The organism is Streptomyces klenkii, assembly GCF_003626645.1.
GTDB classification, from domain to species: Bacteria; Actinomycetota; Actinomycetes; order Streptomycetales; family Streptomycetaceae; genus Streptomyces; species Streptomyces klenkii.
In genome coordinates, this window is the sequence record NZ_RBAM01000021.1 from 24,302 (window position 1) to 50,074 (window position 25,773).

Sequence of the window (25,773 nt, forward strand, 5' to 3'; positions counted from 1 at the left end):
TCTCGCCGACCGGCGCGACCCGGCACGGCGCGCATCCGCCGACTCACACGGCCCCCGGGCCAGGAGCTGACGGCAGCGCGGGGCCGCCGCCGTCGCGGCGGGGCGCGGGGCGCGGCCGCCCACCGGCCGGCTCGGTCGCCCCGGGCCCGGGGCCGTCCCCGTACCGCCCACCGCAGGTGACGCCGTATCACAGCCCGGTCACGATCAGTGAATTGCGCCCGATGGTGGTATTGCGGCGGCCCCCGGGCGGGCGTAGGACTGTCGCACGGGAGGCGAGCGCGGATGCGGGGGCCGACGTGCGGCGGCCGCCGGCGGGGAGCTCGTACGGGAGGGGCGGCTATGCGGACTTCGCTTCGTTCGGTGCGCGGGGCGCGCAGCGCGCTCGCGCTCCTCGCGGCCGGGGCCCTGGCCCTGTCGGTCGCGGGGTGCGGCGACAGCGGCAGCGACGGCGGCGCCCCGCCGGGCGGCATCCGGCACACGGTCCAGCTTCCCAAGCTCAGCGGGCAGAAGCTGAAGGTGACGGCGGTCTGGACGGGAGCCGAGCAGAAGGGCTTCACGAAGGTCCTGGAGGAGTTCTCCCGGCGCACGGGCGCCGAAGTCGCCTACGTGCCCAGCGGCGACGACATGTCCGCCTTCGTCGGCTCGAAGATCGCGGGCGGCGACCCTCCGGACGTGGCGATGCTGCAACAGCCCGGGGCGTTACGCGAGTTCGCGCAGAAGGGCTGGCTCAAGCCCCTCGGCAGCGAGGCGTCGGCGGAGCTGGACAAGAATTTCACGAAGGGCTGGCAGGACCTCGGCTCGTACGAGGGCAAGCACTACGGCGTCTACTTCAAGGTCAGCAACAAGTCCCTGGTCTGGTACAACACGAAGGTCTTCGAGGGCGCCGGGGCGAAGGAGCCGAAGACCTGGCCGGAGTTCCTGAGCACCGCGCAGCTGATCGCCGACTACGGCATCCCGCCGGTGTCGGTGGGCGGGGCGGACGGCTGGACGCTCACCGACTGGTTCGAGAACGTCTACCTCTCGCAGGCGGGCCCCGAGAAGTACGACCTGCTGGCGCAGCACCGGATCCCGTGGACGGACCCGTCCGTGAAGGACGCCCTGACGGTGCTCGGGCGGCTCTTCGGCGGGAAGGGCCTGCTGGCGGACGGCAACGACGGGGCGCTCCAGACGCAGTTCCCGACCTCGGTCACGCAGACGTTCACGGGAGGGGAGGAGCCGAAGGCCGCCATGGTCTTCGAGGGCGACTTCGCGGCGGCGAACGTCATCGGGGCGGGGGCGCGGATAGGCAAGGAGGCCAAGGTCTTCCCGTTCCCCGCGGTGGGGGCGAAGGCGCCGGTGGTGACCGGCGGCGACGTGGGCGTGGCGCTGAAGGACGGCCCGGCGGCTCAGGCCCTGCTGACGTTCCTCGCCTCGGCCGACGCGGCGCAGGTGTGGGCCGGGCAGGGCGGCTTCCTGTCCGCCAACAAGAACCTGGACCTCGCCGCCTACCCCGACGACACGCTCCGCTCCATCGCGCGGGCCGTGATCGCGGCGGGCGACGGCTTCCGCTTCGACATGTCCGACCTGGCGCCCGCCTCCTTCGGCGGCAAGCCGGGCCAAGGCGAGTGGAAGGACCTCCAGGATTTCCTGAAGGACCCCGGTGACGTGGCGGGCACCCAGCGGAAGCTGGAGTCCGACGCGGCCAAGGCGTTCAAGAGCTGACGGGAGGCCCGCACGATGTCGACCGCAACCGCGGGCGGCGCTGCGGCCCCCGGGCCGCCCCGCCCCACCGCGAACCGCACGAAAAAGGCCAGGAGCATGCAGGGCACCCGCCTCTGGGTGGCCGCCCTCTTCCTGCTGCCCGCGCTGGCGCTGCTCGGCGCGCTCGTCGTCTACCCCATCGGCTACTCGGTGTGGCGCAGCCTCTTCGACGCGAGCGGCAACGGGTTCGTGGGCGTGGACAACTACCACGAGGTGTTCACCGACGACCGGATCCGTACGGCGCTGAAGAACAACGTCATCTGGGTCGTCGTGGCGCCGTCCGTGGCCACCGCCCTCGGCCTGGTCTTCGCCGTGCTCACCGAACGGGTGCGCTGGGGCACGGCGTTCAAGCTCGTCGTCTTCATGCCGATGGCGATCTCGATGCTGGCCTCGGGCATCATCTTCCGGCTGGTGTACGAGCAGAACCCGGACCGCGGCGTGGCGAACGCGGTGTGGGTGGGGATCCACGACACGTTCTCGCCGCCCGCGCCCTTCCCCGGCGCGCACCCCAGGGGCGACGCGCCGCTGACGGAGAGCCACGGCGCGTTCACGACCAGGGCGGTGGTGAAGGCGGGCAGCGCGACCGCCCTGCCGCTGGTGGGCGCCAAGCCCGCGGACATGAAGGGCGCCAAGGACGCCATCCCGGCGCGGGACGTCGCCGGGAAGGTCACCGGCACGGTGTGGCGGGACTTCACGCGCGGCGGCGGTGGCACCCCGGGGAAGATCGACCAGGGCGAGGAGGCCCTGGAGGGCGTGACGGTGGAGGCGGTCAAGGACGGCCGGACCGTCGCCTCGGCCACCTCGGCCGCCGACGGCACCTTCACCCTGCCCGGCACGGCGGACGGCGCCCAGCTGCGCCTGCCCGCCTCGAACTTCGCCGCGCCCTACAACGGCGTCGACTGGCTGGGCCCCTCGCTCGTCACCCCGGCCATCATCGGCGCGTACATCTGGATGTGGGCGGGCTTCGCGATGGTGCTGATCGCGGCGGGGCTCGCGAGCGTGCCGCGGGAGCTGCTGGAGGCGGCGCGGGTCGACGGCGCGAACGAGTGGCAGGTCTTCCGCAGGGTGACGGTGCCGCTGCTGGCGCCGGTGCTCGCCGTCGTGCTGATCACGCTGATGATCAACGTGTTGAAGATCTTCGACCTCGTCTACATCATCGCGCCGGGGGCCAGCCTGGACAAGGCGAACGTGCTGGCCCTCCAGCTGTACCAGTCCTCCTTCGGCACGGACGTCAACCAGGGCGTGGGCAGCGCGATCGCGGTCTTCCTGCTGGTGCTCGTCCTGCCGGTGATGTACGTCAACCTCCGGCGGATCCGAAGGGAGCGGCGGCGATGACCACGCTGGACACGGCCGTACGGGCCAGGCAGTCGCTTCCCGCGCGGATCGCCGCGCGGCTGGGCGGCGGGGCGGTGCGGTTCTTCCTCGTCGCGGTCGGGCTGTTCTGGCTGACGCCGACGGTGGGGCTGCTGCTGTCCTCGCTGCGGGACAAGCGGGACATCGCGGCGTCGGGCTGGTGGCAGGTCTTCTCCCACCCGGCACAGCTGACCACCGACAGCTACAGCAAGCTCTTCCACAACGACACGGTGATGCAGTCCCTCGGCACCACGGCCCTCATCACCGTGCCCGCGACGGTGCTGGTGATCCTCGTCGGCGCCCTCGCCGGTTACGCCTTCGCCTGGCTCGACTTCCCGGGCCGCGACTGGTGGTTCATGGCCGTGGTGGGGCTGCTGGTGGTGCCGGTGCAGGTGGCCCTGATCCCGGTGGCCAAGCTCTTCAACACCCTCGGCATCTTCGAGAGCACGCCCGGCGTGGTGCTCTTCCACACGGCCTTCGGCCTGCCCTTCGCGGTCTTCCTGCTGCGGAACTTCTTCGCGGAGATCCCGCGGGAGCTGCTGGAGGCCGCCCGGCTGGACGGGGCGGGCGAACTGCGGCTGTTCCTGCGGGTGGTGCTGCCGCTGGGCGGGCCGGCCATCGCCTCGCTGGGGATCTTCCAGTTCCTGTGGGTGTGGAACGACATGCTGATCGCGCTGATCTTCGCGGACAGCGGGCACCCGCCGGTCACGGTCGCCTTGCAGCAGCAGGTCCGGCAGTTCGGCGACAACATCGACATCCTCGCCTCGGGCGCGTTCTTGTCGATGGCGGTGCCGCTGGCGGTGTTCTTCGCTTTCCAGCGGCAGTTCGTGAGCGGGGTGATGGCTGGGGCGGTGAAGTGACCGTCATGACCTCTCATATCTTCGGTCCTGCCTCCGGGCCTACCTCCGGACGTACAGCGACACCATGCCCCCGCGCACGAACACGGCCGCTTCCCTCTCCTCCCGGCAGAACTCCGCCAGCACATCCGCCTTCGCCGACTCGGCCCGCTGCCCGCGGAACCACCGGGTGCCCACCGTGTTGGTGTCCCCCACGACCCACACCCGGCTCCCGGACGGCAGCCGGGCCAGCCGCTCGCGCAGCTCCCCCGCACCGACCTCGGTGCCGAAGAGCGTGCCGGACGCGGCCGGTGACCTCTTCAGGGTGAGGTCGTACAGGCCGGTGAAGTCGCGGGGGTAGGCGAGGGCCACGCGCCGCTCGTACTGCGGCAGGAACAGCACCGCGTCCCCCGGCCGCGCCAGGCGGCCGGCCGCCGCGGCGACCGGGGCCAGTGCGTCGCCGCGGCTGGTGGGCAGGCGCTCGCGCTCGTGCAGCGGCAGCTGTACGGCGAAGGCGGCCAGCACGGCCGCGGCACCGAGCGCCGTCACGGTCCGCCGCCACGGCACGAGGCCCAGGATCCGCTCGGCGCCGGCCGCGGCGAGCAGCGGCACGCCGGCCAGGCAGAACAGCAGGTAGCGGTCGAGGAACAGCGGCTGGTACCGGGCGGCGGCGTAGAGCAGCACGGGCGGGACGACCGCCCAGGGCAGGGCGACCGCGGTGAGCCCGAGGGCCCCGCCGCGGGGCGAGGGCGACGGCGCCGCCCCGCGGAGGCCGGGCCTCGCCCCGCGCAGGCCGGACACCGACCCGCGCAGGCCCCGCACCGGGGCGAGGACGGCGACCGCGGCCAGGACGAGCACCGCAACCAGAACCGCCCGCTCCGGGCCGGCGAACGCCTTCACCAGCGCCTCGGCCTCGGGCAGGCCCGGGGTACGGATCCAGGAGACCTGCGCGCTCTGCCCCCGGGAGACGATCACCAGCGGTATCAGCAGCAGGCAGGCGGCCGCCGCAGCGCACCCCCAGCGCCGCCAGGTCCGCCACGGCGCCCGGGAGAGCAGCAGGGTGACGGCGTGCGCCGCGAGGAGCAGGACCGCGAACTCGTGCAGGAGCGCCGTGCCGGCCATCACCGCGCCGTAGCCGGCCCACCGCCCGTACGAGCCGTGCCCGGCGGCGCGGACCAGCAGCCAGGTGCCGAGCGCGGCGCCCGTCGCGACGAGGGCGTACGAGCGGCCCTCCTGCGCGTAGTGGCTGACGAACGGCGTGACCGCGTAGAGCAGCCCGGCCCACAGGCCGACGCGCGGCCGGGCCAGCCGGCAGCCCAGGGCGCCGACGAGCGCGGCGGTGGCGGCGGACGCGGCGACAGACGGCAGCCGCAGCGCTATCTCGTCCGGGCGCACGGCGAGGACGGCGTGCATCAGCAGGTAGTACAGGCCGTGCACGGCGTCGATCGTGCCCAGCACGTGCCGCATCTCCGGCAGGGACCGGCGCGCCACCTGGAACGTGGCGCTCTCGTCCCGCCACATCGTCCCCCGGTCCAGGCCCCACAGCCCGAGGACGAGCATGACGGCGGCGGGGACGGCCACGGCGAGGACGGCGCCGCGCGTCGGGCGGGCGCGGACCGGAGGGGGCTGCGCCGCCGCCCCCTCCGGCGCGGCCGCTCCTGGCCGCTCCAGCTCTGTCAGCCCCATCGCTCCGTCCCCTCCCCGGTCCTGACGGACCCGGACACCCGGCCACACCGGACTTCCCAATGCGCCGCTTTATACAGATTCATCGGTAAAACTGTCTTTCGTGACAGTGAACGGGAGCGGAACCCTGCCCGCCGCGCAGGTCGGCGTCATCGTCATCGGGTTCAACGACGCCGCCCACATCCGCGACGCCGTCCGCTCCGCGCTCGCCCAGGGGCCGGCCGTCGCCGAGGTCATCGCCGTCGACGACGGCTCCACGGACGGCACCGCTGCGATCCTCGACGAGCTGGCCGGCACCGACCCGCGCCTGCGGATCGTCCACCGCGCGGCCAACAGCGGCGGCTGCGGCACCCCCCGCAACGACGGCGTGCGGGCCGCCACCGCGCCGTACGTGATGTTCCTCGACAGCGACGACACGCTGCCCGAGGGCGCCGCCGACGCCCTCCTCGGCGCGGCCCTGCGCCACCGCGCCCCCGTGGCGGCCGGCCTGTGCGTGCGCCGCGAGCTCCCCCAGCGGCGCGACACCGGCTGGCAGCCCGCCCTCTACCGGCGGCCGGCCGTCTACGCCGCCCCCGAGGCCCGGCCGGCGCTCCTGCGCGACACCCTGTGCGTCAACAAGCTCTACGCGCGGGACTTCCTCACCGAGCACGGCATCGCCTTCCCCGAAGGGCGCTTCATCTACGAGGACTTCGTCTTCACCGCCCGGGTGATGGCCGCCGCGCCGCGCGTGGCGACGGTGCCCGACACCGTCTACATCTGGCACGTGCGGCGCGACGCCGCCGCGCCCTCGATCTCCCTGGACCGCGAGCGCATCGCCAACTGGCAGGCGCGCGTGGCCGCGCACCGCAGCAGCGTCGAGGTCTTCCTCGACGCCGGCAGCAAGCCGCTGGCCCGCGCCGCACGGGTGAAGTTCCTCGACCACGACCTGCGGATGTACGTCCGCGAGCTGCCCGCCCGCAGCGCCGGCTACCGGCACGCCTGGTGGCGCGTCACCCGCGGCTACCTCGCCCGCTTCGACGAGGCCGAGCTGAGCGCGGCCCGGCCGCCGGCCCGCTGGATCGCCCGCGTCGTCCTGGCCGCGGAGGCCCCGCGCGACCTGGAGCGGCTGGCCCAGCTCGCCGCCCGGCCGGCCCGGCTCCTGCCGCCCTACGCGCAGGACGCGGCCGCCGCGCCCCTCTGGTCGACGGACCTGCCCCGGGCGCCCCTGGACGGCGTCTTCGGGCCGGGCGCCGTGCCGCCGCACCACCTGCCGGTGACCGTGGACGCCGAACTGCGCCTCACGGCCCGGGCCCGCGCCCGGCTGCGCCTGCGCGTCCACGACCTCTACGGGCGCCTCGCCACGATCCGGCCGGAGACCGCGGAGGTCGAACTGCGGCACCGGGACGGAGGGCCCGTGCTGCGGCGGGCCGTACCGCTGGCGGACGAGGGCGAGGCGTGGACCGCGCGCGTCGTCCTGCCGCTGTCCGTGCTCGCGGCCCGCGACCGGCGCGACGGCACCGCCCCGCCGCAGACGTGGGACGTGCGCGTCCGGGTGCAGTGCGCGGGCGGGGCCTTCCGCACGACCGTGCGGGCCGTGGGCCGCGGCCTGCACCGCGCGGCCCTCCCCAGCCTCCGCCACGGCCTGCTGCTCGCCCGCCCCTACGCCACCGTGAACGGCTCGCTGGCCCTGCGGCTGGCGTCGGGCGCGCGGGGCGCGTGGGCGGTGATGAGAAACAGCTGATCCCCGGCACCGCGCCCCGCCAGGGGCGCGGGGAACTGCGCGACCAGCCACCGACAACCCGCAGTCATGCTCCATGCTCATGCCCCCCTGCCCCACTACCGGTCGATCTCCTCGAACAACGCTTCCCACTGGTCGAGCACGGCCGGCAGCCGCAACGGTGCGACGTGCTCGCGGGCCGCGCGCCCGTAGCGCTCACGCAGCGCCCCGTCCTCCATAAGCTCCCCGAGCGCCGCGGCAAAGGCCTCCACCTCGCCGGACGGCACCAGCGTCCCCGTACGGCCGTGCCGGACCAGCTCGCGCACGCCGCCCGACAGGTCGAAGCTCACGCAGGGCACCCCCGCGGCGGACGCCTCGGCGAGCGCCATGGGCCGGCCTTCCCGCTCACTCGTGAGGGCGAGGACGGACAGTTCGGCGTAAGCCGCGGCCATGTCCCGCACGCTCCCGCGGAAGCGGACCCGCGCGGCGATGCCCAGCCGCTCGGCCCGGGCCCGCAGCTCCGGCTCCAGCGGCCCGTCCCCGAAGAGGTGCAGCTCCCACCCGGGCCGGCGGGCGACGGCCGCGGCAAAGGCGTCCAGCAGCCGGTCCAGCCGCTTGACGGCCTCCAGCCGCCCGACCGCGCCGACGCGCCGCGTGTCCAGGGCGGCGGCCCGCCCCGCGGGGGCGAACGGCAGCGGGTTGGGCAGGACGCCCGCGTTGGGCAGGCGGCGCCGCCGGAACTCGGCGGCGTCCGGCTCGCTGAGGAACAGCGCCTTGTCCAGGGCCGGATAGTGACGCAGGATCAACTGGAGGTTCTCCGAGGTGCGCGCCTGGTGGAAGGACTCGTGGTACTGCCCGATGCCCCGCAGGTGGGACCACTCGACGGGCTCCAGCCACGCCGCCGCCCAGGGCGAGCCGATGACGACCATGCCGTCGCGGACGGCCCCGAACCTCCGGGCGAGCCGCTGCCGGGCCCGCTCCCGCTCCTGCCGCTCGGCGCGTGCCGACCTCAGCCGCGCGGGGCTCAGCCGCTCGGCGAAGGAGACGGCCCGCCAGGGCGGCGGGGCGGGAGTGCGGTAGAGGGTGAGGTGCCGGTAGGCGGGGGCGGCGGCATACGCGTGGGGCTCGGGGCTGGGGCGGATCCCGATGAGCTCGACGCGGTGGCCGCGCTCCGCGAAGCCCTGGGCAAGGGTGTGCAGGACGCGCTGCGAGCCGCCCATGGAGTCCACGTCGATCCCGACGAGGAAGAGGTTGCGCCGCTTCACCGCCGGCCACCCCCCGCACCGGCCCGGGCGGCAGCGGCGGCGCCGAAGAACAGGTCCACCACGGCCTCGCTCGACCGGCCCGTCTCGTAGGGGTTGAAGCGCTCCCGGAAGCGGGAGTAGGCCCCGGCCCACTCCTCCTGGACCGCCTTCAGGTCGCGCAGGGCGGAGACCAGCTCGCCGGTCGTGGTGAGCATCGGGCCCGGGGCGATGTCGGGCAGGTCGTAGTACGTGCCGCGGGCGGTGGCGCGGTAGTGCTCGTAGTCGTCGGTGAAGAACAGGATGGGCCGGCCGAGGTTGGCGTAGTCGAACATCAGGGACGAGTAGTCCGTGAGGAGGGCGTCGGAGGCGAGCAGCAGGTCGTTGAGGTCGGGGAACTCCCGGCCGTCGCGGACCGCGTGGCCCAGCTCGCGGGGGACGGTGTACCGCTCGTAGTAGTGCGGGCGGACGACGATCGTCCAGTCCTCGCCGAGGTGGCGCACGAGCTCGGCGAGGTCGGCGCGGACGGAGTCGCCGGTGCCGCGCGCCCCGTCGCGGAACGTGGGGGCGTACAGCAGGACGCTCCGGCCGCCGGGGATCTGCAAGCGCTCGCGGGTGGCGGCGGCGCGGTCGCGGCGGGCGGGGTCGTCCCAGCGGACGAGGTCGTCGTTGCGGGGCAGGCCGGTGCGCAGGAGCTCGCCCTCGTAGCCGTTGGCGCGGACGAAGGTGCGCTCGAACTCCTCGCTGGGGGCGATGAGGGCGTCCCAGCGGGCGACCGTCTCGCGGTGCCGCCGCTGCCGCTCGGCGCTCGCCAGCCGCAGCTCGGGCACGTCGAAGCCCATGTGCTTGAACGCCTGTCCGTGCCAGGTCTGGAGATAGCGGGTGGCGGGCCGCTTGCCGTAGAGCGTGGGGAAGCCGTGGGAGTCGACCCAGTAGCGGGCGCGGGCGAGGGCGCGGACGTACTCCCAGCTGCCGCGGCGCACGAGCGGCAGCCCTTCGGGGTAGGAGGAGCGGTTGCCGGCGTACGACCAGACGGCGCGCAGCGGCAGGCCGCGCCGCTGGAGCTCCTCGTGGATGGCGCGGGGGCTGTCGGCGTAGCCGCGGCCCTCCAGGGCCTCGAAGACGACGAGGCCGTCGTCCACGGGCAGCTTCTGCAACTCGTGGTAGGTGAGGGCCTTGATGCGGGGGCCGGTGACGCGGCGGGTGAGCCGCTGGAGGCCGCGGCGGACGGGCTCGGCCCGCCCGGCGGCGGCCTCGGCGCGGCCGAGGGCGCCGGCGCGCTCCCAGGACAGCTCCAGCCGGCCGGCGCCGTGCCCCTCGCAGACCACCCGGACGGTGTGGGCGGCGAGGGGGCCGCGCTGGGGGATCCTCGCCCGCAGCGGGGTGAGGCCGGCGGGGGCCAGCAGCGGGTCGGATCGGGTGAGGCCGAGGCGTTCGAGGACGACGACGGGGTGGCGGCGGCCGCGGAAGCCCTTGGGGCCGAGGGGGATGCGGCGGGGGTCGAGGACGGCCTCGGCGGTGCGGCGGGCGAGGCGGCCGTCCTCGCCGGGCGGGGCCGGCTCGTACGTGAAGGGCACGGCGAGCGGCTCTCCGGTGGTAGCGATGCGCAGCTCGCCGCTGACCGGGCCGGGTGCGGTGAGCAGCAGGGCGGGGTCGTAGGTGTGGAGCCGGATCCGCAGCAGGGGGCCGTCGGCGGCGATGTCCGCCACTTCGTGGCGCAGGGGGCCGGCGGCGAAGGGCTGGTCGTCCAGGCGCCAGGCGGTGATGTCGAGGCCGGCGGCCTCCTCGGCGTCGCGCGGCAGGGCGGGGCCCCAGTACATGCGGCCGTCCTCGCGGACGACGTGGCGGGGGGCGAGCCGGGGCCGGTCGAGGGTACGGGCGCACTCGGCGGCCTCCTCGTGCCGCCCGGTGCACAGCAGGTATTGGCAGATCTGCTGTTCGCGGGGCATGGCGGCGAGCGCCTCGGGGGCGGTCTCCGCGAGGTAAGGGGTGACGGCGGCGGCGAAGCCGGCGATCCACCCGGCGTCGCGGAAGGGCAGGTCGCCCAGGTAGAGGCGGAAGTCGTGGCGGAGGAACTTCTCGTCCTTCGCGGGGCGCAGGGCGGCGTTGCCGGACTCCTCCAGGAAGGCGTCGATGAGGCGGGCGGCCTTGATGCGGTCGACGGCGTTGCGCAGTTTGTGGCGGCTGGAGGAGATGGAGAGGGTGGCGGGGTCGGCGGCGAGGCGCCAGGTGTAGACGGGCCAGGGGACGACGGCGAAGGTGCGGGCGAGGGTGAGGGCGCGGGCGGTGAAGAGCTGGTCCTCGTAGTGCATGTCCTCGGGGAAGCGGAGGCCGTGGCGGGCGAGGAAGTCCGCGCGGTAGAGCTTGTTGGTGGAGAGGTGGTCGAGGAAGAACTCGGGGGCGGAGCGGATGCCGTGGACGACGCGGGCGTCCTCGAACAGCTCGGGATACCACAGGCCGGTGGTGCGGGACTCCTCGAAGAGCCGGGTGACCTCGCCGGTGACGAGGTCGGCGCCGGTCTCCTCGGCGGTGAGCAGCAGGGACTTGCAGGCGTGGTAGGGCAGTTCGTCGTCGCTGTCGAGGAACATCAGGTGGGGGGCGCGGGCCGCGTCGATGCCGGCGTTGCGCGGGGCGCCGCAGCCGCCGCTGTTGGCCGGCAGCCGGATGAGCCGGACCCGGGGGTCGGTGGCGGTCAGCCGCTCGGCGGCGGCGAAGGTGCCGTCCGTCGAGCAGTCGTCGACGATGATCACTTCGAGGTTGCGCAGGGACTGGGCGAGGACCGACCGCACGGCACGCGGCAGGCGTTCGGCGTCGTTGTGGACGATCACGACGACACTGACATCGGGGCCGGGGGCGGGATGTGCGGCGGTCACGGTCACCTCGTCTCGGTGCGGTCCGGCGCATCGCGGGCACGCTCGGGCGGCCCGCCATCCGCGCGGACGGATTCGCGATTACCCAAAGCGTAGATGCGGGCACTGACAGTCACCTCCCGCGAGGGGTCCGAGCGGGTGCGCCAGGCGTGCAGGGCGAGGGCCGCGGTCACCCCGGTGATCAGGACGACGTCGCGGAAGGCATGCCTCCGGGCGGTCTCCAGATACGGCCAGGACACCCCGGCGGCCTCGGGGAGCAACGGCAGCCACAGCCACACCGAGCGTGCCGCCGCGGCACGCACCACCAGCGACGCGGCGAGCGAGGGGAGGACGACGAGCATGTAGTGCTGGAACGAGGGCCGCGAGACCAGGAACGCCGCGAGCATCAGCAGCGCCGCGCACTCCACCAGCCGCAGGGCCGGATCGCCGCCGGCCCGCCACCGCCACCGCGCGCACAGCAGCACCGCCACCGCCGCGCCGGCCGCGAGGGCGAAGGCGAGCGGCTCGGGCACCCCGAGGCGCGGCAGCACCGACGGCCAGGCGGCGTCGAACGGGCGGGCGTACGCGTCCTGGCCGTGCATCAGGAACGGCAGCGTCCGGGTGAAGAACAGCCCCGGCCGGGGCATCGCGAGCGCCGACGCCAGGGACACCGCGGCGGGGACGCCCACGGCCCAGGCCAGCCCCCGCCACCGCCGGGCCAGCACGAACAGCAGCAGCAGCGGTACGAGCATCGGCTTCAGCGCCAGCGCCGCGCCCACCACTCCCCCGGCCGCGGACCAGCGCCCGCCGCGCGCGAACAGGAGGGCGGCGGGGAAGGCGACGGCCGACAGGACCGTCCAGTTGCCGAGGTAGACGACGCCGTGGAAGGGCTCGAAGACGCCGAGCGCGGCGGTGACGCCCGCCGCGAGCCGGCTGTCGGGCCGCACGCCGAAGACCCGCAGGGCGAGGACCACCCCCGCCAGGACGAGCAGCGCGGCGGCCACGGGCACCGCCGTGGCCAGCACGTCCGCGCCGGCCGGCGTCTGCGGGAGCGCCGCGAACACCGCGCCCGGCAGGTAGAGGAAGCGCTTGTCCGCGTACGGGGAACCGCCGTCGAGCAGGGCCCGCGCCGCCCGCACCACGACCGCGTTGTCGATGCCGGGCGTCCGGGGGCCCTGCACCACGCGCACGACGTCCAGCGCGAGGACCAGCAGCGCGGCGAGCAGCACCGGCCACGGGGCCCGCCCGCGCAGCCAGCGCCCGAAGAGGTCGGCGCGGTCGGCCCTCCCACCGCTCTCGGTGTTCCCGCTGTTTTCGACGCTCACGGCGCTCACGGCGTGACCTCGGAGAGGGTGAACCCGGCCGGGCCGCGGACGGTCCGGCGCACGGCCGGGTCCCCCCGGTCCAGGCCCGGCCCGCCGTTCTGCTGTAGCACCCAGCGCACGCGGTACTCCTTGAGGATGCCGAGCCGCTCGGCCCGGGAGGCGTCCCGGGCGAAGTAGCGGCGGGTCGCGGCGCGGCGGCGCGCCGCGTCGGGGAGGAAGACGTCGGGATAGGCGGGGGCGACGGTGTACGGCCCGTACGCGGGGAGCATGCGCAGCGCGTAGTAGTTGTCGGTCATCACCGTCTGCCGGGCGGGCACTTCGCGCGCCGCCCACGTGAACCGTGGCCAGAGCGCGACGGTGTGGATGTGGCGGAGGACGGGCGGGACGGCCTGGGGCCGCAGGACGTAGCCGAGCACCCCGGCCTGTGTCCAGGCGCCGGCCAGCAGGGCGACGGCGGTCAGCGGGGCGAGGGCGGCCCGCACCCGGCGCCCGGCGCCCGCCGTCTCCAGGGCGAGCGCGACCTGCGCCGGGACGAGGACGGCGGGCAGGATCCTCCCCCACGCCTGATGCCCGCTCAGCCCTCCGGCGGCGAAGACGGCGAGCCCGAGCGCGAAGAAGAGCACCAGGGGGTCGCGGCGGTCGCGCCGCGCGCGCAGCACGAGGGCGGCCGCGCCGAGCGCGGTCAGGCAGAACTTCGTCGCGAGGTGGTCGTAGAGCGGCCGGTGGATGTCGTCCAGGCCGCTGCCCGTGCCGAGCAGGGAGTAGAAGCCGTAGTACGGCCAGCAGGCGGGCACGGCCGCGGCCAGGGCGCCCGCCGCGGCCACCCGCAGCCACACCGCGCGCGCGGGCCAGGGGCGGGCGCCGAGGAGCATCGCGGCGCAGCCCAGCGCCGCGACGGCTCCGGTGAACTGATGGACGAGCAGGATCCCGGCGAGCAGCAGACCGGTGCCCAGAAAGGCCGTGGTCCCCCAAGCGGCGGCCAGGGCGCGCCGCAGCAGCGCCCATAGGTGGAAGGCCAGTCCGAAGGCGAACGTGCTCGGATAGGCGAGAGTGAGCGACATCGACGTGAGGCCCGGGAAACCGCTCCACGCGAAAAGCCTCACTCCATACAGCAGGAGCAGGCAGAGCACCGCCAGCGGCACCGCCGCCCTGCTGCGGGTGAACGTCCGCACGAAGGCGTGCACGCCCGTGCCGAGCAGCACGAGGGCGGCGAGCGCGCCCAGGCGCAGCACGGTGAAGGTTCCCCAGCCGGTCGCCGATCCGGTGAGCGCGAGCAGGACCGCCCAGGGCGAGTAGTACGGGCTCGGGGTGGCGGCGTCGACCAGGGGGTTGCCGGGGTGCAGCGGGTCGGCGCGCAGCCGTTCGAGGACGGCCGCGTGCATGCCGAGGTCACCGGACCAGGGCAGCCGTACGGTCATGAGCAGCAGGAGGACGGCCAGCAGCAGGACGCAGGCCGAGGCGGGCAGGTGGGCGCCCGGCGCGCGGCCTTGCGGGGCGGCCCCGGGCGGGGCCGCCGGTTCAGCGGGCGCGGCGACCGGCAGCACGGGCCGGCCTCGTGCGCAGCCGCCACGGCATGACCACCGATTCGAGCTGGACGGCCAGGTTCATCTTCGACTCCCCGGCGGCGCGGTCCTCGAAGTGGATGGGCACCTCCATGACGGTGTACCCGGCCTTCAGCGCCCGGTACTTCATCTCCACCTGGAAGCTGTAGCCGGCGCTGTCGACGGTCTCCAGGTCGATGGCGGCGATGGCGGCGGCGGACCACAGGTTGAAGCCGCCGGTGATGTCCCGGACGCGGGTGCCCAGGACGGTGCTGGCGTAGGCGTTGGCCCAGCGGGAGAGCAGCTTGCGGTGGACCTTCCAGGCGTCCGAGAGGGAGCCGCCGGGCACGTACCGGCTGCCGACGACGACGTCCGCGCCGGTCGCGAGGGCGACCCCGAGCATCTCGGGGATCTTCGCCGCGGGGTGGCTGCCGTCGGCGTCCATCTGGAGGACGTAGGCGGCGCCTTCGGAGACGGCCCGGGCCATGCCCGCGGCGTAGGCGCGGCCGAGGCCGTCCTTGGTGGTGCGGTGCAGGACGCCCATCCGGGTGCGGCCGGGCTCGTTGTACTTCTCGGCCAGCTGTTCGGCGATCCTGCCGGTGCCGTCGGGGCTGTTGTCGTCGACGACGAGCAGCCGCAGGCCCTCCAGGGGCAGGGCCATGAGCGCCTCGGCCATGGTGGCGAGGTTCGCCGCCTCGTTGTACGTGGGCATGACGACGGTCGTCGCGGTGCGGCCCCACTCCGCGGGCAGCGGGGGCGCCGGGGCGGGGGTACGGGGTGCGCTCATGGGCTGGTCCTCGGGGTTCGTCGGGCGGCGGGAGTGCGCCGGGACATCAAGGAGGGGAAAGGAAGGGGAGGGGGAAGGATGGGGAGGGGAAAGCAGAGCGGGAAGGGCTCAGGCGGCGGAGAAGCGGATGGCCGCGTCGGGGATGGCCGTGCCGCACCAGATGCGGGCGCCGTCGCACAGTTCGTTGTCGGCGCCGACCTCCGCGTGGTCGCCGATCACCACGCCGTCGAGGGCGGTGCGCGGCCCGACCCGGGCGCCCTGGCCGATCATGCTCGCGCGGATCCGGGCGCCGGCCTCGATGCGGGCGCCGTCCAGGACGACGGACCCGTCGACCTCGGCGCCCGCCGCGACATACGCGCCCGCGCCGACGACCGTGCCGCCGGTCAGCACGGCACCGGGCTCGACGCGGGCCCCGGGCAGCAGAAGGTGCTCACCCGGCTCCCCGGGGACGGCGGGCGAGCGCACGACGCCCCGGACGAGGTCGGCCGACGCCTGTACGAAGGAGGCGGGGCGGCCGAGGTCCAGCCAGTACGAGGCGTCGACCACGCCGTGCAGCAGCGCGCCGGAGGACAGCAGGCCGGGGAAGGTCTCGCGTTCGACGGAGACCGGGCGTCCGGTGGGGATGGTGTCGATGACGTCGCGCCGGAAGACGTAGGCCCCGGCGTTGATCTGGTCGGTGACGATCTCCTCGGGGCGGCGCGGCTTCTCGGTGAAGGCCAGGACGCGCCCGTCGGCGTCGGTGGGGACGAGCCCGAAGGCCCTGGGGTCGGCCACCCGGGTCAGGTGCAGGGTGACGTCGGCCTGCGCCCGTTCGTGGCGGCGCAGCAGGCCTCTGATGTCGAGTCCGGTGAGGATGTCGCCGTTGAAGACGAGGACGGGGCCGCCGGGGCCGGTGGTGAGGGCGTCCGCCGCGCTGCGGATGGCGCCGCCGGTGCCGAGCGGCTCCTTCTCGGTGACGTAGGTCAGGCGCAGGCCGTGGGCGGAGCCGTCGCCGAAGTAGGGCTCGAAGACCTCGGCGAGGTAGGAGGTGGCCAGGACGACGTGGCGGACGCCGGCGGCCCGGGCGCGGGCGAGCTGGTGGGCGATGAAGGGCACCCCGGCGGCCGGGACCATCGGCTTCGGCGTGTTGAGGGTGAGCGGCCGGAGCCGGGTTCCCTTGCCGCCGACGAGCAGTACCGCCTCTGTCATGCCACTGTCCTCGCCGTCGTCATCGCACTGTGTCAGTTTTTGCGGCAATTTACACTACAATCGGTTCTCTACGACAAATGTCTGCTTTGCGTGGCGGCCATACCGGGACGACCGTAATGGGAGAGGCCCTTGCGACCCCTGCGTTCCTTGCGACCGGCAGCAGCACCGGGGCTCGCGGCCCTCGGCCGGGAGTTCGCCAAGTTCGGCACCGTGGGCGGCCTCGGCATCGTCGTCAACCTCGCGGTCTTCAACCTCTGCCGTACGGTCACCGGCCTGCCGGTCGTGCGGTGCAGCGTGATCGCCACGGTGGTCGCCATCGCCTTCAACTACCTGGGGCTGCGTCACTTCGCCTACCGGGACCGCGACAGGAGCCGGCGCAGCCGCCAGGTCGCCCTCTTCGCCGCCTTCAGCGCCGTCGGGCTGGTGATCGAGAACGGGGTGCTCTACGCGGCCACGTACACGTTCGGCTGGGACACCCCGTTCCAGAACAACCTCTTCAAGTTCCTGGGCATCGGCGCCGCCACGCTCTTCCGCTTCTGGTCCTACCGGGCCTGGGTGTTCAGAGCGCTGCTCCCGGGCGACACGAGCGACACGGGCGACACGGGTGGCGCCAACGGCACAGGCAGCACGAGCAGCACCGGCAGCCCCACGGATCACGGCGAGCCCTCGAACAACACGAGCAACCCCGCCGCGTACCACCCCGAGACCACCGCACCTCCACCGTAGAGACACACCCGCACCCCTAGCGGAGCACGCGCGAGCGGCCTCGCCGCCAACAGCAGCAGAACCGGCAGGAACGGCAGCATGAAGCGCGGCTTGGACAGCGGCGAACCCGGCGTTCCCACTATCAGCACCCACGCCAGCGCGACCGTCGCCACCAGCGGCCACGGCACCCGCCGGTCCCGGGCCAGCGCCCACACCCCGACCGCGCCCAGCACCAGCACCGCGATCACCGCGGCGGTCCGCAGATCGGCCATCCGCCCGGCGTGCCGGTACAGCAGCATGTCCTTCAGCACGTGCGCCGTCCCCGCACCGAAGTCGAACGACTGTCCCCACGCGCGCTCGGCCTCGAACCAGCCGTCGACGCGCCCCACCTTGCTCCCCAGGAACAGCCAGCTCGCGAGTATCCCCAGCGGGGCCGTCAGCACGGCCACCCAGGCGCGCCAGGCGCGCCGGCCGCCCCGCTGCTGGATCAGCTCCCACCCGGCCGCCAGCCCCACCGTGCCCACCAGCACCGACGCGGACGGCCGCACCGCCCCCGCCACGGCGCACAGCGCCGCCGCCGTCAGCCAGCGGCGCTCCAGCACGGCCAGCAGCGTCCAGATCAGCGCCGCGCTGAAGACGGCCTCCGAGTAGGGCACCCACAGCGCGAACGCGTACGGCGAGCACGCCCACAGCGCCACGCACGCGTACCCGGCGCCCGGCCGCCCGCCGACCGCCCGCACCAGCCGGAAGACGCCCGCAGCCGCCACGGACGCCGCCGCCCACGACACCACCACCCCGGCCCACACCATGGGCAGCGCCGTCACCAGGTGCACCGCCCGGATCAGCGCGGGCACCAGCGGAAAGAACGCCAGCCTGCTGAACTTGGGCTCGCCGTCCGGGCCGTAGGGGATCTCCCCCGGATAGCCGTGCTGCGCGATGTGCAGGTAGTGGCCGCTGTCCCAGCGGCGCAGCACCATCTCCGGCGTCCGCCCGAAGTGCCGGCTGACCAGCAGCATGACCGTGAAGCCGACGGCCGCCACCACCAGGTAGAGGGCCACCGCACGGGCGGTCTGGTGCCGGGCGTACGCCGGTGGGCCCGGCCGGGCGGAGCTCCCGGCGGCAGGCTTCCCGGCGACGGCGGGAGCGGAGACGGAAAGGGCTGCTGAGGAGGGGGACGCGGACCCCGAAGGATCGGACGTCAACCGGAAAACGGCCTTCATTCGTCCCTCATAGCACGGCAAAAGGACGGCCCCGGGGGATTTGTCCCCAGGGCCGTCCCTTGTTCACTCCGGCGTCAGCGGTGCGTCATTTCCTCCGCGATTCCGCGCGCCGGCGCGCGGAATCGCGCGCCCGTCAGCTGTGCGTCCGCAGCAGGGTGCGCATCGTCCGCATGGCGACCGACAGGTTCGCCAGGTCGAAGGCGTCCGACCCGCGGATCTCGTCGAGCGTGGTGCGCGCCCGGCCGAGGATCGCCGCGTTCTTCTCCTCCCAGGAGGCGAAGCGCTGCTCCGGCGTCGAGGAGCCGTTGCCCACCGAGAGGATGTCCGCCGTGAGCGCGGCGTGCGCCGCGTACAGGTCCTCGCGGATGGAGGCGCGGGCCATCGACTGCCAGCGGTCGGCCCGCGGCAGCTCGATGATCCGGTCCATCAGCTGGGTGATGTGCAGCCGGTCGGCGAGGTCGTAGTAGACCTCGGCCACGTCCAGAGGCTCCTTGCCGGCGCGGTCGGCGACCGCGACGACGTCCAGCGCCGGGAAGACGGAGGAGAAGCCCGCCACGCGCACGGCCAGCTCGTCCGGCACCCCGGCCGCCACCAGCTCGTCGTGGATGCCCTGCCACCACTCGATGTCGGCGCCCTTGAGCAGCTTGGGCAGCTCGTCCCAGACCTTGGCGACGCCGTCGTGGAAGAACTCGATCGTCCCGGCCAGCTCCAGCGGCTGCGGCCGGTTGTTGAGCAGCCAGCGGGTGCCGCGCTCGACCAGGCGCCGCGAGTGCAGCCGGATCCGGGTCTGCACGTCGGCGGGGACCACGTTGTCCAGGCCCTCGACGGCGTCCCACACGGAGCCCAGCTCGAAGATGGCGCGGGCGGCGGTCTGCGCCCGGACGATCTCCTCCAGCGAGGCGCCGGTCTCCTCCCGCAGGCGGTGCAGGAAGGTGGAGCCGCCGCTGTTGACCGTGTCGTTGACCAGAACGGTCGTGATGATCTCCCGTCGCAGGGCGTGCGCGTCGACCTGCTCGCGGTAGCCCGTGGTCAGCGGCTGCGGGAAGTAGGCGTGCAGCAGCCGCTCCAGGTACGGGTCGTCGGGCAGCCCGGTGGCGAGCAGCTCCTCTGCCGTGGTGATCTTGATGTAGGCGAGGAGGACGGCCAGCTCCGGCTGGGTCAGGCCGCGGCCCGCGGAGAGCCGCTCGCGGATCTGCCGGTCGGTGGGCAGGAACTCCAGGGCCCGGTCCAGGTGGCCGTCCCGGCCGAGGCGGCGCATGATCCGCTGGTGGGCGTGGAGCAGGCTGGGGGCCTGCGCCACGGCGTTGGCCAGGGCCACGTTCTGCGCGTAGTTGTTGCGCAGGACGAGCTCGCCGACCTCGTCGGTCATCTCGGCGAGGAGCTTGTTGCGCTGCTTGACGGTCATGTCGCCGTCGGTGACGAGCGCGTTGAGCAGGATCTTGATGTTCACCTCGTGGTCGGAGGTGTCCACGCCGGCGCTGTTGTCGATCGCGTCGGTGTTGATCCGGCCGCCGTTCGAGGCGAACTCGATCCGGCCGAGCTGGGTCAGGCCCAGGTTGCCGCCCTCGCCGACGACCTTGACGCGCAGGTCCTGGCCGTCGACGCGGATGGCGTCGTTGGCCTTGTCGCCGACGTCCGCGTGGGACTCGGTGGAGGCCTTGACGTACGTGCCGATGCCGCCGTTCCACAGCAGATCGACCGGCGAGCGCAGGATGGCCTTCATCAGCTCGGCGGGGGTCATCTTGGTGACGCCCGCCTCGATGCCGAGGGCCGCCCGCACGTGCGCGTTGACCGGGATCGACTTGGCGCTGCGCGGGTGGATGCCGCCGCCCGCGGACAGCAGCTCCTTGTTGTAGTCGGCCCAGGACGAGCGGGGCAGCTCGAACAGGCGGCGGCGCTCGGCGTAGGAGACGGCCGCGTCCGGCGACGGGTCGATGAAGATGTGCCGGTGGTCGAAGGCGGCGACCAGGCGGATGTGCTCGGAGAGCAGCATGCCGTTGCCGAAGACGTCACCGGACATGTCGCCGACGCCGACGACCGTGAAGTCCTCGGTCTGGGTGTCGTGGCCGAGCTCCTGGAAGTGGCGCTTGACCGACTCCCAGGCGCCGCGGGCGGTGATGCCCATGCCCTTGTGGTCGTAGCCGGCCGAGCCGCCGGAGGCGAAGGCGTCGCCGAGCCAGAAGCCGTAGGACTGGGCGACCTCGTTGGCGATGTCCGAGAACGTCGCGGTGCCCTTGTCGGCGGCGACGACGAGGTAGGTGTCGTCCTCGTCGTGGCGGACGACGTCCTTCGGGGGCACGACCTCGCCGCCGACCATGTTGTCGGTGATGTCGAGGAGGCCGGAGATGAAGGTCTTGTACGAGGCGATGCCCTCGGCCAGCCACGCGTCGCGGTCCACGGACGGGTCGGGCAGGCGCTTGCCGACGAAGCCGCCCTTGGCGCCCACCGGCACGATGACGGTGTTCTTCACCATCTGGGCCTTGACCAGGCCGAGGATCTCCGTACGGAAGTCCTCGCGGCGGTCGGACCAGCGCAGGCCGCCTCGGGCGACCTTGCCGAAGCGCAGGTGCACGCCCTCGACGCGCGGCGAGTACACCCAGATCTCGAAGGCCGGGCGGGGCGCCGGCAGCTCGGGGATGGCCTGCGGGTCGAGCTTGATGGACAGGTACGGGCGGGGCCGGCCGTCCGCGTCGCGCTGGAAGTGGTTGGTGCGCAGCGTGGCCTTGATGACGGTGAGGAAGGCCCGCAGGATGCGGTCCTCGTCCAGGCTCGCGACCTGGTCCAGGGCGCCGTCCAGCTCCTCCATCAGGCCGTCGATGAGCTCGTTGCCGGCGCGCTGGAGCGCGGGCGACATCCGGGCCTCGAAGAGGTTGACCAGCAGGCGGGTGGTGTGGACGTTGTTGCTGAGGGTGTCCTCCATGTACGCCTGGCTGAACGGCCAGGCGGCCTGCCGCAAGTACTTGGCGTAGGCGCGGAGCACCATGGCCTGCCGCCAGTCGAGACCGGCCCGCAGCACCAGGTTGTTGAAGTTGTCGTTCTCCGCGGCACCGGTCCACACGGCCGCGAAGGCCTCCTGGAAGCGGGCGCGGGCGTCGTCGCCCTCGATCCGCTCGGGCATGCGCAGCCCGAAGTCGTAGATCCAGGCGGTCGTCCGGTCCGAGCAGCGCAGCTCGTACGGGCGCTCGTCGACGACCTCGACGCCGAGGCGCTGGAGGACCGGCAGGACGGCGGAGAGGGAGACCGGCTCGCCCGTGCGGTAGATCTTGAAGCGGCGCTCGCCGGGGGCCGCGCCGACCGGCTCGTAGAGGCTGAGCTCGAAGTCGCGGTCGCCGCCGGCGGTGGTCAGCTTCTCCAGGTGGCCGAGGTCGGCGACGGCGGCGCGCGGGGTGTGGTCGGCCTTGTAGCCCTCGGGGAAGGCCTGGCCGTAGCGGCGCAGCAGCTCGGCGGCGCGCTCCTCGCCGGCCTCGGCGGTCAGCGTCTCCGCGAAGCCGTCCGCCCAGGAGCGGGCGGCCTCGACGAGGCGGGCCTCGATGCGGTCGGCGTCGGCGTCGGTGAGGTCGGGCAGGGTGGCGCCCGGCGCGACGCGGATGACGAAGTGCAGCCGGGAGAGGACCGACTCGGTGTTCCAGGCGGTGAAGTCGACGCTGGTGCCGCCGAGCTCCTCCTTGAGGATGTCGATCAGGCGCAGCCGCACGCCGGTGGTGTAGCGGTCGCGCGGGAGGTAGACCAGCGCCGAGTAGTAGCGCCCGTACTCCTCCTGGCGCAGGTACAGCCGCAGGCGGCGGCGCTCCTGGAGGTAGAGCACGCTGGTGGCGATGGAGCGCAGCTGGTCGGCGGCGATCTGGAAGAGCTCGTCGCGCGGGTAGGTCTCCAGGATCTGGAGCAGGTCGCGGCCGTCGTGGCTGTCGGGCGTGAAGCCGGCGTCGGCGAGGACCTTCTGGACCTTGCGGCGGATCACCGGGACGCGGCGCACGGACTCGGTGTACGCGGCCGAGGAGAACAGGCCGAGGAAGCGGCGCTCGCCGGTCACGTTGCCGTCGGCGTCGAACTTCTTGACGCCCACGTAGTCGAGGTAGGAGGGCCGGTGGACCGTGGCGCGGCTGTTGGCCTTGGTCAGGACGAGCCGCTTGTGCTCACGGGCCTTGGCGCGGGCGTCGGCGGGCAGCCGGTTGAACGACGGGGACGCCGGGCGCGGCAGGTGCGAGTGCGGGCCGTGGTGGTCCTCGTCGTGGTGCGAGGGGTCGGAGCGCAGGATGCCGAGGCCGGTGCCGGGGACGGCGGTGAGCACGTCCTCCTCGGTGCCGTCGGTGGCGAGCTTCGTCAGCTCGTACTCGCGGTAGCCGAGGAAGGTGAAGTGGTCGGCGGCCAGCCAGCGCAGCAGCTCGCGGGCCTCGGTGGTCTCCGAGGAGGGGACGTCCGCCGGGGCGGGCTCCTCGGGCAGCTCGTCGGCGATGCGCAGGGCCGCGTCGCGCATCTTGGACCAGTCCTCGACGGCCTCGCGGACGTCGGAGAGGACGCGCAGCAGGTCGGCGGCGATCTGCTTGAGGTCGCCGCGGTCGGTCTCGCGGTCGATCTCGACGTGGATCCAGGACTCGGTGAGGGCGTCGTGCGGCAGCACGGCGTCCTTCCCGCTGCCGTGGGCGTCGCAGCTGGCGCCGAGGACCTCGAGCAGGCGGCCGGTGACGTCACGGCGCACGACCATCTGCGGGTGGATCACGACGTGGATGCCGCGGCCCTGGCGGGAGAGCTCGTTGGTCACCGAGTCGACCAGGAAGGGCATGTCGTCGGTGACGACCTCGACCACGGAGTGGCTGCACGTCCAGCCGTTCTCCTCGACCGTCGGGGTGTGCACCCTGACGTTGGCCGTGCCCTGCGGGCGCGTCTCGGCGAGGCGGTAGTGGGAGACGGCCGCGCCGAAGACGTCGACCGGGTCGCGACCGGCCAGGTCCTCCGGGGCGGTGTGCAGGTAGTAGCGCTGGAGGTACGCGGTCAGCGTCTCCGGGTCGAGCCCCGCCTCGCTCTTCTGCCCCGTCGGTTGCTGCCCCCCGGCCGGGCTGTTCTCAGCGACGCGGGCCGCCCGCTCCAGCAGCTCTGCCTTGGCTTCGTCCAGCTTGGTCTGCATGTCCTCTGGCTCCTGTCGCGCGCCGTTGCGTGACATAGGTGGTGAAGGCATCACGCCGCGACGCGGGGTCTCCGGTCGTCTTCGACGGTATGCCGGAATGAGGGGTGACAGGGACGTTCGTGGCCAACTTCATGGGAGTGACCACCATGGGACGCGCCCCGCCCGGGCGAACAGCGGCTCCCCGGGTGCCGTGGCACTCCGGGCGAAGGACAGGGGCGCCGTCGCCCCTGCTGGATATCGCGCTGATCACCTGGTAAGGCTATCGCCCTTCCCGGGGGAGGCGTCATGAGCCGTTTGTGTACAAAACCCGGACCCGAACTTTGACACTCTGCACAGCGCGGTCAGCCGGCGAGGCGCTCCGCCTCGGCGACGGCCTCCACCAGCGTGTCCACGACGGGCACCCCGGCCCCGACGAGCCCGGCCCGGTCGTGCGAACCTCCGGTGTACAGCACGGCGTGCGCCCCCACGTGAGCCGCCGCCACCGCATCGTCCAGCGCGTCGCCGATGACGACCGTCCGCACGGCCGGTATGCCCTCCAGGCCGGCGAGGTGGCGCGCCATGTGCTCGGCCTTGCTGCCGCCCGAGGGGCCCGTGCGGCCGTCGACCCGGACGAACCTGCGCTCGATGCCGAAGGTGCGCACGAGCGGCAGCAGGTCCTCGTGCCCGTACATCGACATGATCGACTGGGTGCCGCCGCCGTCCTGCCAGCGCTCCAGCAACGACTCGGCGCCGTCCGCGAGGCGGCAGCGCAGGTGGTGGTCGTGGTAGTGCCGCTGGAAGACGCGGTCCATGTGCTCCCACTCGGCCTCGGTGGGCAGCCGGCCCATCAGCCGCTCGTAGAAGCGCGGGATGGGGACGCAGTACAGCTCGCGGTACCGCTCCAGGGAGATCGGCTCCAGCCCTATCTCCGCGAAGGCGGCGTTCGTCGCCGCCATGACCGCGTCGATGTCGTGGAAGAGCGTGCCGTTCCAGTCCCAGACGATGTGCGCCCCGGGCGCCCCGTGCTTCCCCATGCGAAAACTGTACGGGTCCCCTGTGACAAAGCCCCCTGACCTGCGGTTCCGCCGGCTGCTGACGGTCGCGGCGGGCGCTAGACCAGGTTGGGGATCTCCTGCACGCCGAACCACATGAGGTCGTGGTCCTCGGCCCCGTCGACCGTGAACCGCGCGTCGTCGTCGCCGCGGTCCGCGGCGCCCAGCGCGGCGGCGGCCGCCGCGACGTCCTCCTCGGCGTCGCCGGAGTCGACGTGGACGGCGGCGGCCTTCGACAGCGGCACAGCGGCCGAGAGCCGCACCTCGCCGTACGCGGCCTGGTCAAGCCCGCGCTCGGGGTCGGTGGCCACGGCGCCCTCGGGCACGTCGACGGCGACGACCACGCGGCGGCGCGGCGCCTCCGGGTCGGCGGCGAGCATGCGCAGCGAGCCCTCGGCGGCGCGGCCCAGGGCCGCGTACTCCAGCTCCTCGACGTCGTCGGAGCGGTACCACTCGCGCAGGGCCGGGGTGACGGCGAAGGCGTCCAGCGGGGCCGGGCCCAGCGCTCCCGCCTTGTGCGCCTCGGCGAGACCGGGGAGGGTCAAGGGGACGTAGACGCGCATGACCGCCGCTTTCCTTCGGTTCCGGGGATTTTCGACTGCGTGATCAGCATACGGGCGAGGGTCCCCCTTCGAAGTGCAGGTGAGGCGCGTGCGGGCGGCTCGGCGCCGGCCCGGGTCACGGCGCGTGCCGCCCGGCCGCCCCGCACTCCCCGCAGGTCCCCCGAATAGGTGAACCGCCGAGGGCCCGTGCGGCCCGGCCCGCCGTCCTTGATGGCCTCCGGCCCCCTCGATAGAAGATCACCGACGGAAGCTACTGCCCGGTAATCCACCGGGCCCGGCGGCACAGGGGGCGATCAGCATGAACAGGACGACCGGAACCAGGACCACGGGAAGCGGGCCCACCGGAAGCAGGGCCACGGGAAGCAGGGTCAGCAGCAGGACAGCCGCCCGTACGACCAGGCCGGCCGCAGGAACCGCGCCCCCGCGGCGCACCGACGCCCGGCGGCCGCCCGCCCCGGCCCCCGCCGCCGCACGCCGCCGCGACCGCCTCCCCCGCTACTGGTTCGCCGAACGGCTCCTGCTCACCCTCAGCGGCCGGCGCCCCGTCCACTGGATGCTCGGCCACACCCTCGGCGCCGCGTACGACCAGCTGGCCGCCCTGGCCCCCTACGCGCCCCTGCTGCCCGCCCCGCCGGGCCGCGGCCCGGCCGTGCGGCACTGCGACGAGTTCCGGCCCTCCCCCGGCGTCATCGAAGCCTTCGCCAGGATCACGGCGGGGGACCGGCTGCTCGCCCTCGCCTTCCGCCTGGAGCACTGCACCGACCAGCGGTGGCGCTGCTCCGCCGTCGAACTCGGCGGCGCCCGCCGCTGACACGCGAAAGGCGGGGCAGGACCCCCGGATCACCAGGAGGTCCCGCCCCGCCTCACATCCCGCGCGCGGGTTTGATTCCGCG

At 73.8% G+C, this 25,773-nt stretch carries 17 protein-coding genes; 6 read left to right on the forward strand and 11 right to left on the reverse strand.

What is annotated here, in order from left to right:
• The first annotated feature begins 339 nt into the window (after nt 1-339).
• The 3 genes from D7231_RS31070 to D7231_RS31080 are packed head-to-tail and all read left to right on the forward strand — an operon-like array spanning nt 340 to nt 3,953.
• On the forward strand, nt 340-1,701 hold the full coding sequence (locus D7231_RS31070; RefSeq protein ID WP_120759012.1) for an ABC transporter substrate-binding protein: 1,362 nt from the start codon (nt 340-342) through the stop codon (nt 1,699-1,701).
• 15 nt (nt 1,702-1,716) lie between these two features.
• The gene (locus tag D7231_RS31075; protein ID WP_120759014.1) at nt 1,717-3,075 is read left to right on the forward strand and encodes a carbohydrate ABC transporter permease; all 1,359 of its coding nucleotides are present in this window, start codon (nt 1,717-1,719) and stop codon (nt 3,073-3,075) included.
• Nucleotides 3,072-3,953: a carbohydrate ABC transporter permease gene (locus D7231_RS31080; RefSeq protein ID WP_120759016.1), complete on the forward strand. Its 882-nt coding sequence runs from the start codon at nt 3,072-3,074 to the stop codon at nt 3,951-3,953. Before D7231_RS31075 ends, D7231_RS31080 begins: the two co-directional genes overlap by 4 nt.
• Nucleotides 3,954-3,992: 39 nt before the next feature.
• Here D7231_RS31080 and D7231_RS31085 read toward each other — a convergent pair whose 3' ends face one another.
• On the reverse strand, nt 3,993-5,615 hold the full coding sequence (locus D7231_RS31085; protein ID WP_242000010.1) for a glycosyltransferase family 39 protein: 1,623 nt from the start codon (nt 5,613-5,615) through the stop codon (nt 3,993-3,995).
• Between the two features lie 106 nt (nt 5,616-5,721).
• Here D7231_RS31085 and D7231_RS31090 point away from each other — a divergent pair, with 106 nt between their 5' ends.
• A complete protein-coding gene (locus D7231_RS31090) occupies nt 5,722-7,332 on the forward strand; it encodes a glycosyltransferase family 2 protein (RefSeq protein WP_391476057.1) in 1,611 nt (536 codons plus the stop codon).
• Nucleotides 7,333-7,427: 95 nt separating this feature from the next.
• Here D7231_RS31090 and D7231_RS31095 read toward each other — a convergent pair whose 3' ends face one another.
• The 6 genes from D7231_RS31095 to manB form a co-directional block, all read right to left on the reverse strand.
• The gene (locus tag D7231_RS31095; RefSeq protein ID WP_242000012.1) at nt 7,428-8,573 is read right to left on the reverse strand and encodes a glycosyltransferase; all 1,146 of its coding nucleotides are present in this window, start codon (nt 8,571-8,573) and stop codon (nt 7,428-7,430) included.
• Complete coding sequence (locus D7231_RS31100; RefSeq protein WP_120759060.1) at nt 8,570-11,422, reverse strand: bifunctional glycosyltransferase/CDP-glycerol:glycerophosphate glycerophosphotransferase; 2,853 nt, start codon at nt 11,420-11,422, stop codon at nt 8,570-8,572. The genes D7231_RS31095 and D7231_RS31100 overlap by 4 nt, the downstream gene beginning before the upstream one ends.
• A gap of 2 nt (nt 11,423-11,424) precedes the next feature.
• The gene (locus tag D7231_RS31105; protein ID WP_242000013.1) at nt 11,425-12,732 is read right to left on the reverse strand and encodes a glycosyltransferase family 87 protein; all 1,308 of its coding nucleotides are present in this window, start codon (nt 12,730-12,732) and stop codon (nt 11,425-11,427) included.
• The gene (locus D7231_RS31110) at nt 12,729-14,267 is read right to left on the reverse strand and encodes a hypothetical protein (RefSeq protein WP_242000014.1); all 1,539 of its coding nucleotides are present in this window, start codon (nt 14,265-14,267) and stop codon (nt 12,729-12,731) included. The genes D7231_RS31105 and D7231_RS31110 overlap by 4 nt, the downstream gene beginning before the upstream one ends.
• Entirely contained in the window at nt 14,242-15,051 is an 810-nt protein-coding gene (locus tag D7231_RS31115; RefSeq protein ID WP_120759018.1) for a polyprenol monophosphomannose synthase, read from the reverse strand. Before D7231_RS31115 ends, D7231_RS31110 begins: the two co-directional genes overlap by 26 nt.
• 108 nt (nt 15,052-15,159) lie before the next feature.
• Nucleotides 15,160-16,239: a mannose-1-phosphate guanylyltransferase gene (manB, locus tag D7231_RS31120; protein WP_120759020.1), complete on the reverse strand. Its 1,080-nt coding sequence runs from the start codon at nt 16,237-16,239 to the stop codon at nt 15,160-15,162.
• 129 nt (nt 16,240-16,368) lie between these two features.
• Here manB and D7231_RS31125 point away from each other — a divergent pair, with 129 nt between their 5' ends.
• Nucleotides 16,369-16,965, forward strand: coding sequence for a GtrA family protein (locus D7231_RS31125; protein ID WP_391476041.1), 597 nt, complete (start codon nt 16,369-16,371; stop codon nt 16,963-16,965).
• Here D7231_RS31125 and D7231_RS31130 read toward each other — a convergent pair.
• The 4 genes from D7231_RS31130 to D7231_RS31145 form a co-directional block, all read right to left on the reverse strand.
• The gene (locus D7231_RS31130) at nt 16,893-18,002 is read right to left on the reverse strand and encodes a DUF2079 domain-containing protein (RefSeq protein WP_242000015.1); all 1,110 of its coding nucleotides are present in this window, start codon (nt 18,000-18,002) and stop codon (nt 16,893-16,895) included. The genes D7231_RS31125 and D7231_RS31130 overlap by 73 nt on opposite strands.
• 295 nt (nt 18,003-18,297) lie before the next feature.
• Nucleotides 18,298-23,286: an NAD-glutamate dehydrogenase gene (locus tag D7231_RS31135; protein ID WP_120759028.1), complete on the reverse strand. Its 4,989-nt coding sequence runs from the start codon at nt 23,284-23,286 to the stop codon at nt 18,298-18,300.
• Nucleotides 23,287-23,627: 341 nt separating this feature from the next.
• A complete protein-coding gene (locus D7231_RS31140) occupies nt 23,628-24,299 on the reverse strand; it encodes an HAD family hydrolase (RefSeq protein ID WP_120759030.1) in 672 nt (223 codons plus the stop codon).
• A 77-nt stretch (nt 24,300-24,376) separates the two neighbouring features.
• On the reverse strand, nt 24,377-24,880 hold the full coding sequence (locus D7231_RS31145; RefSeq protein ID WP_120759033.1) for a DUF6912 family protein: 504 nt from the start codon (nt 24,878-24,880) through the stop codon (nt 24,377-24,379).
• Between the two features lie 298 nt (nt 24,881-25,178).
• On the opposite strand from D7231_RS31145, the gene D7231_RS31150 reads away from it, so the two are divergent.
• Nucleotides 25,179-25,691: an Rv3235 family protein gene (locus tag D7231_RS31150; RefSeq protein ID WP_242000016.1), complete on the forward strand. Its 513-nt coding sequence runs from the start codon at nt 25,179-25,181 to the stop codon at nt 25,689-25,691.
• Nucleotides 25,692-25,773 lie beyond the last annotated feature (82 nt).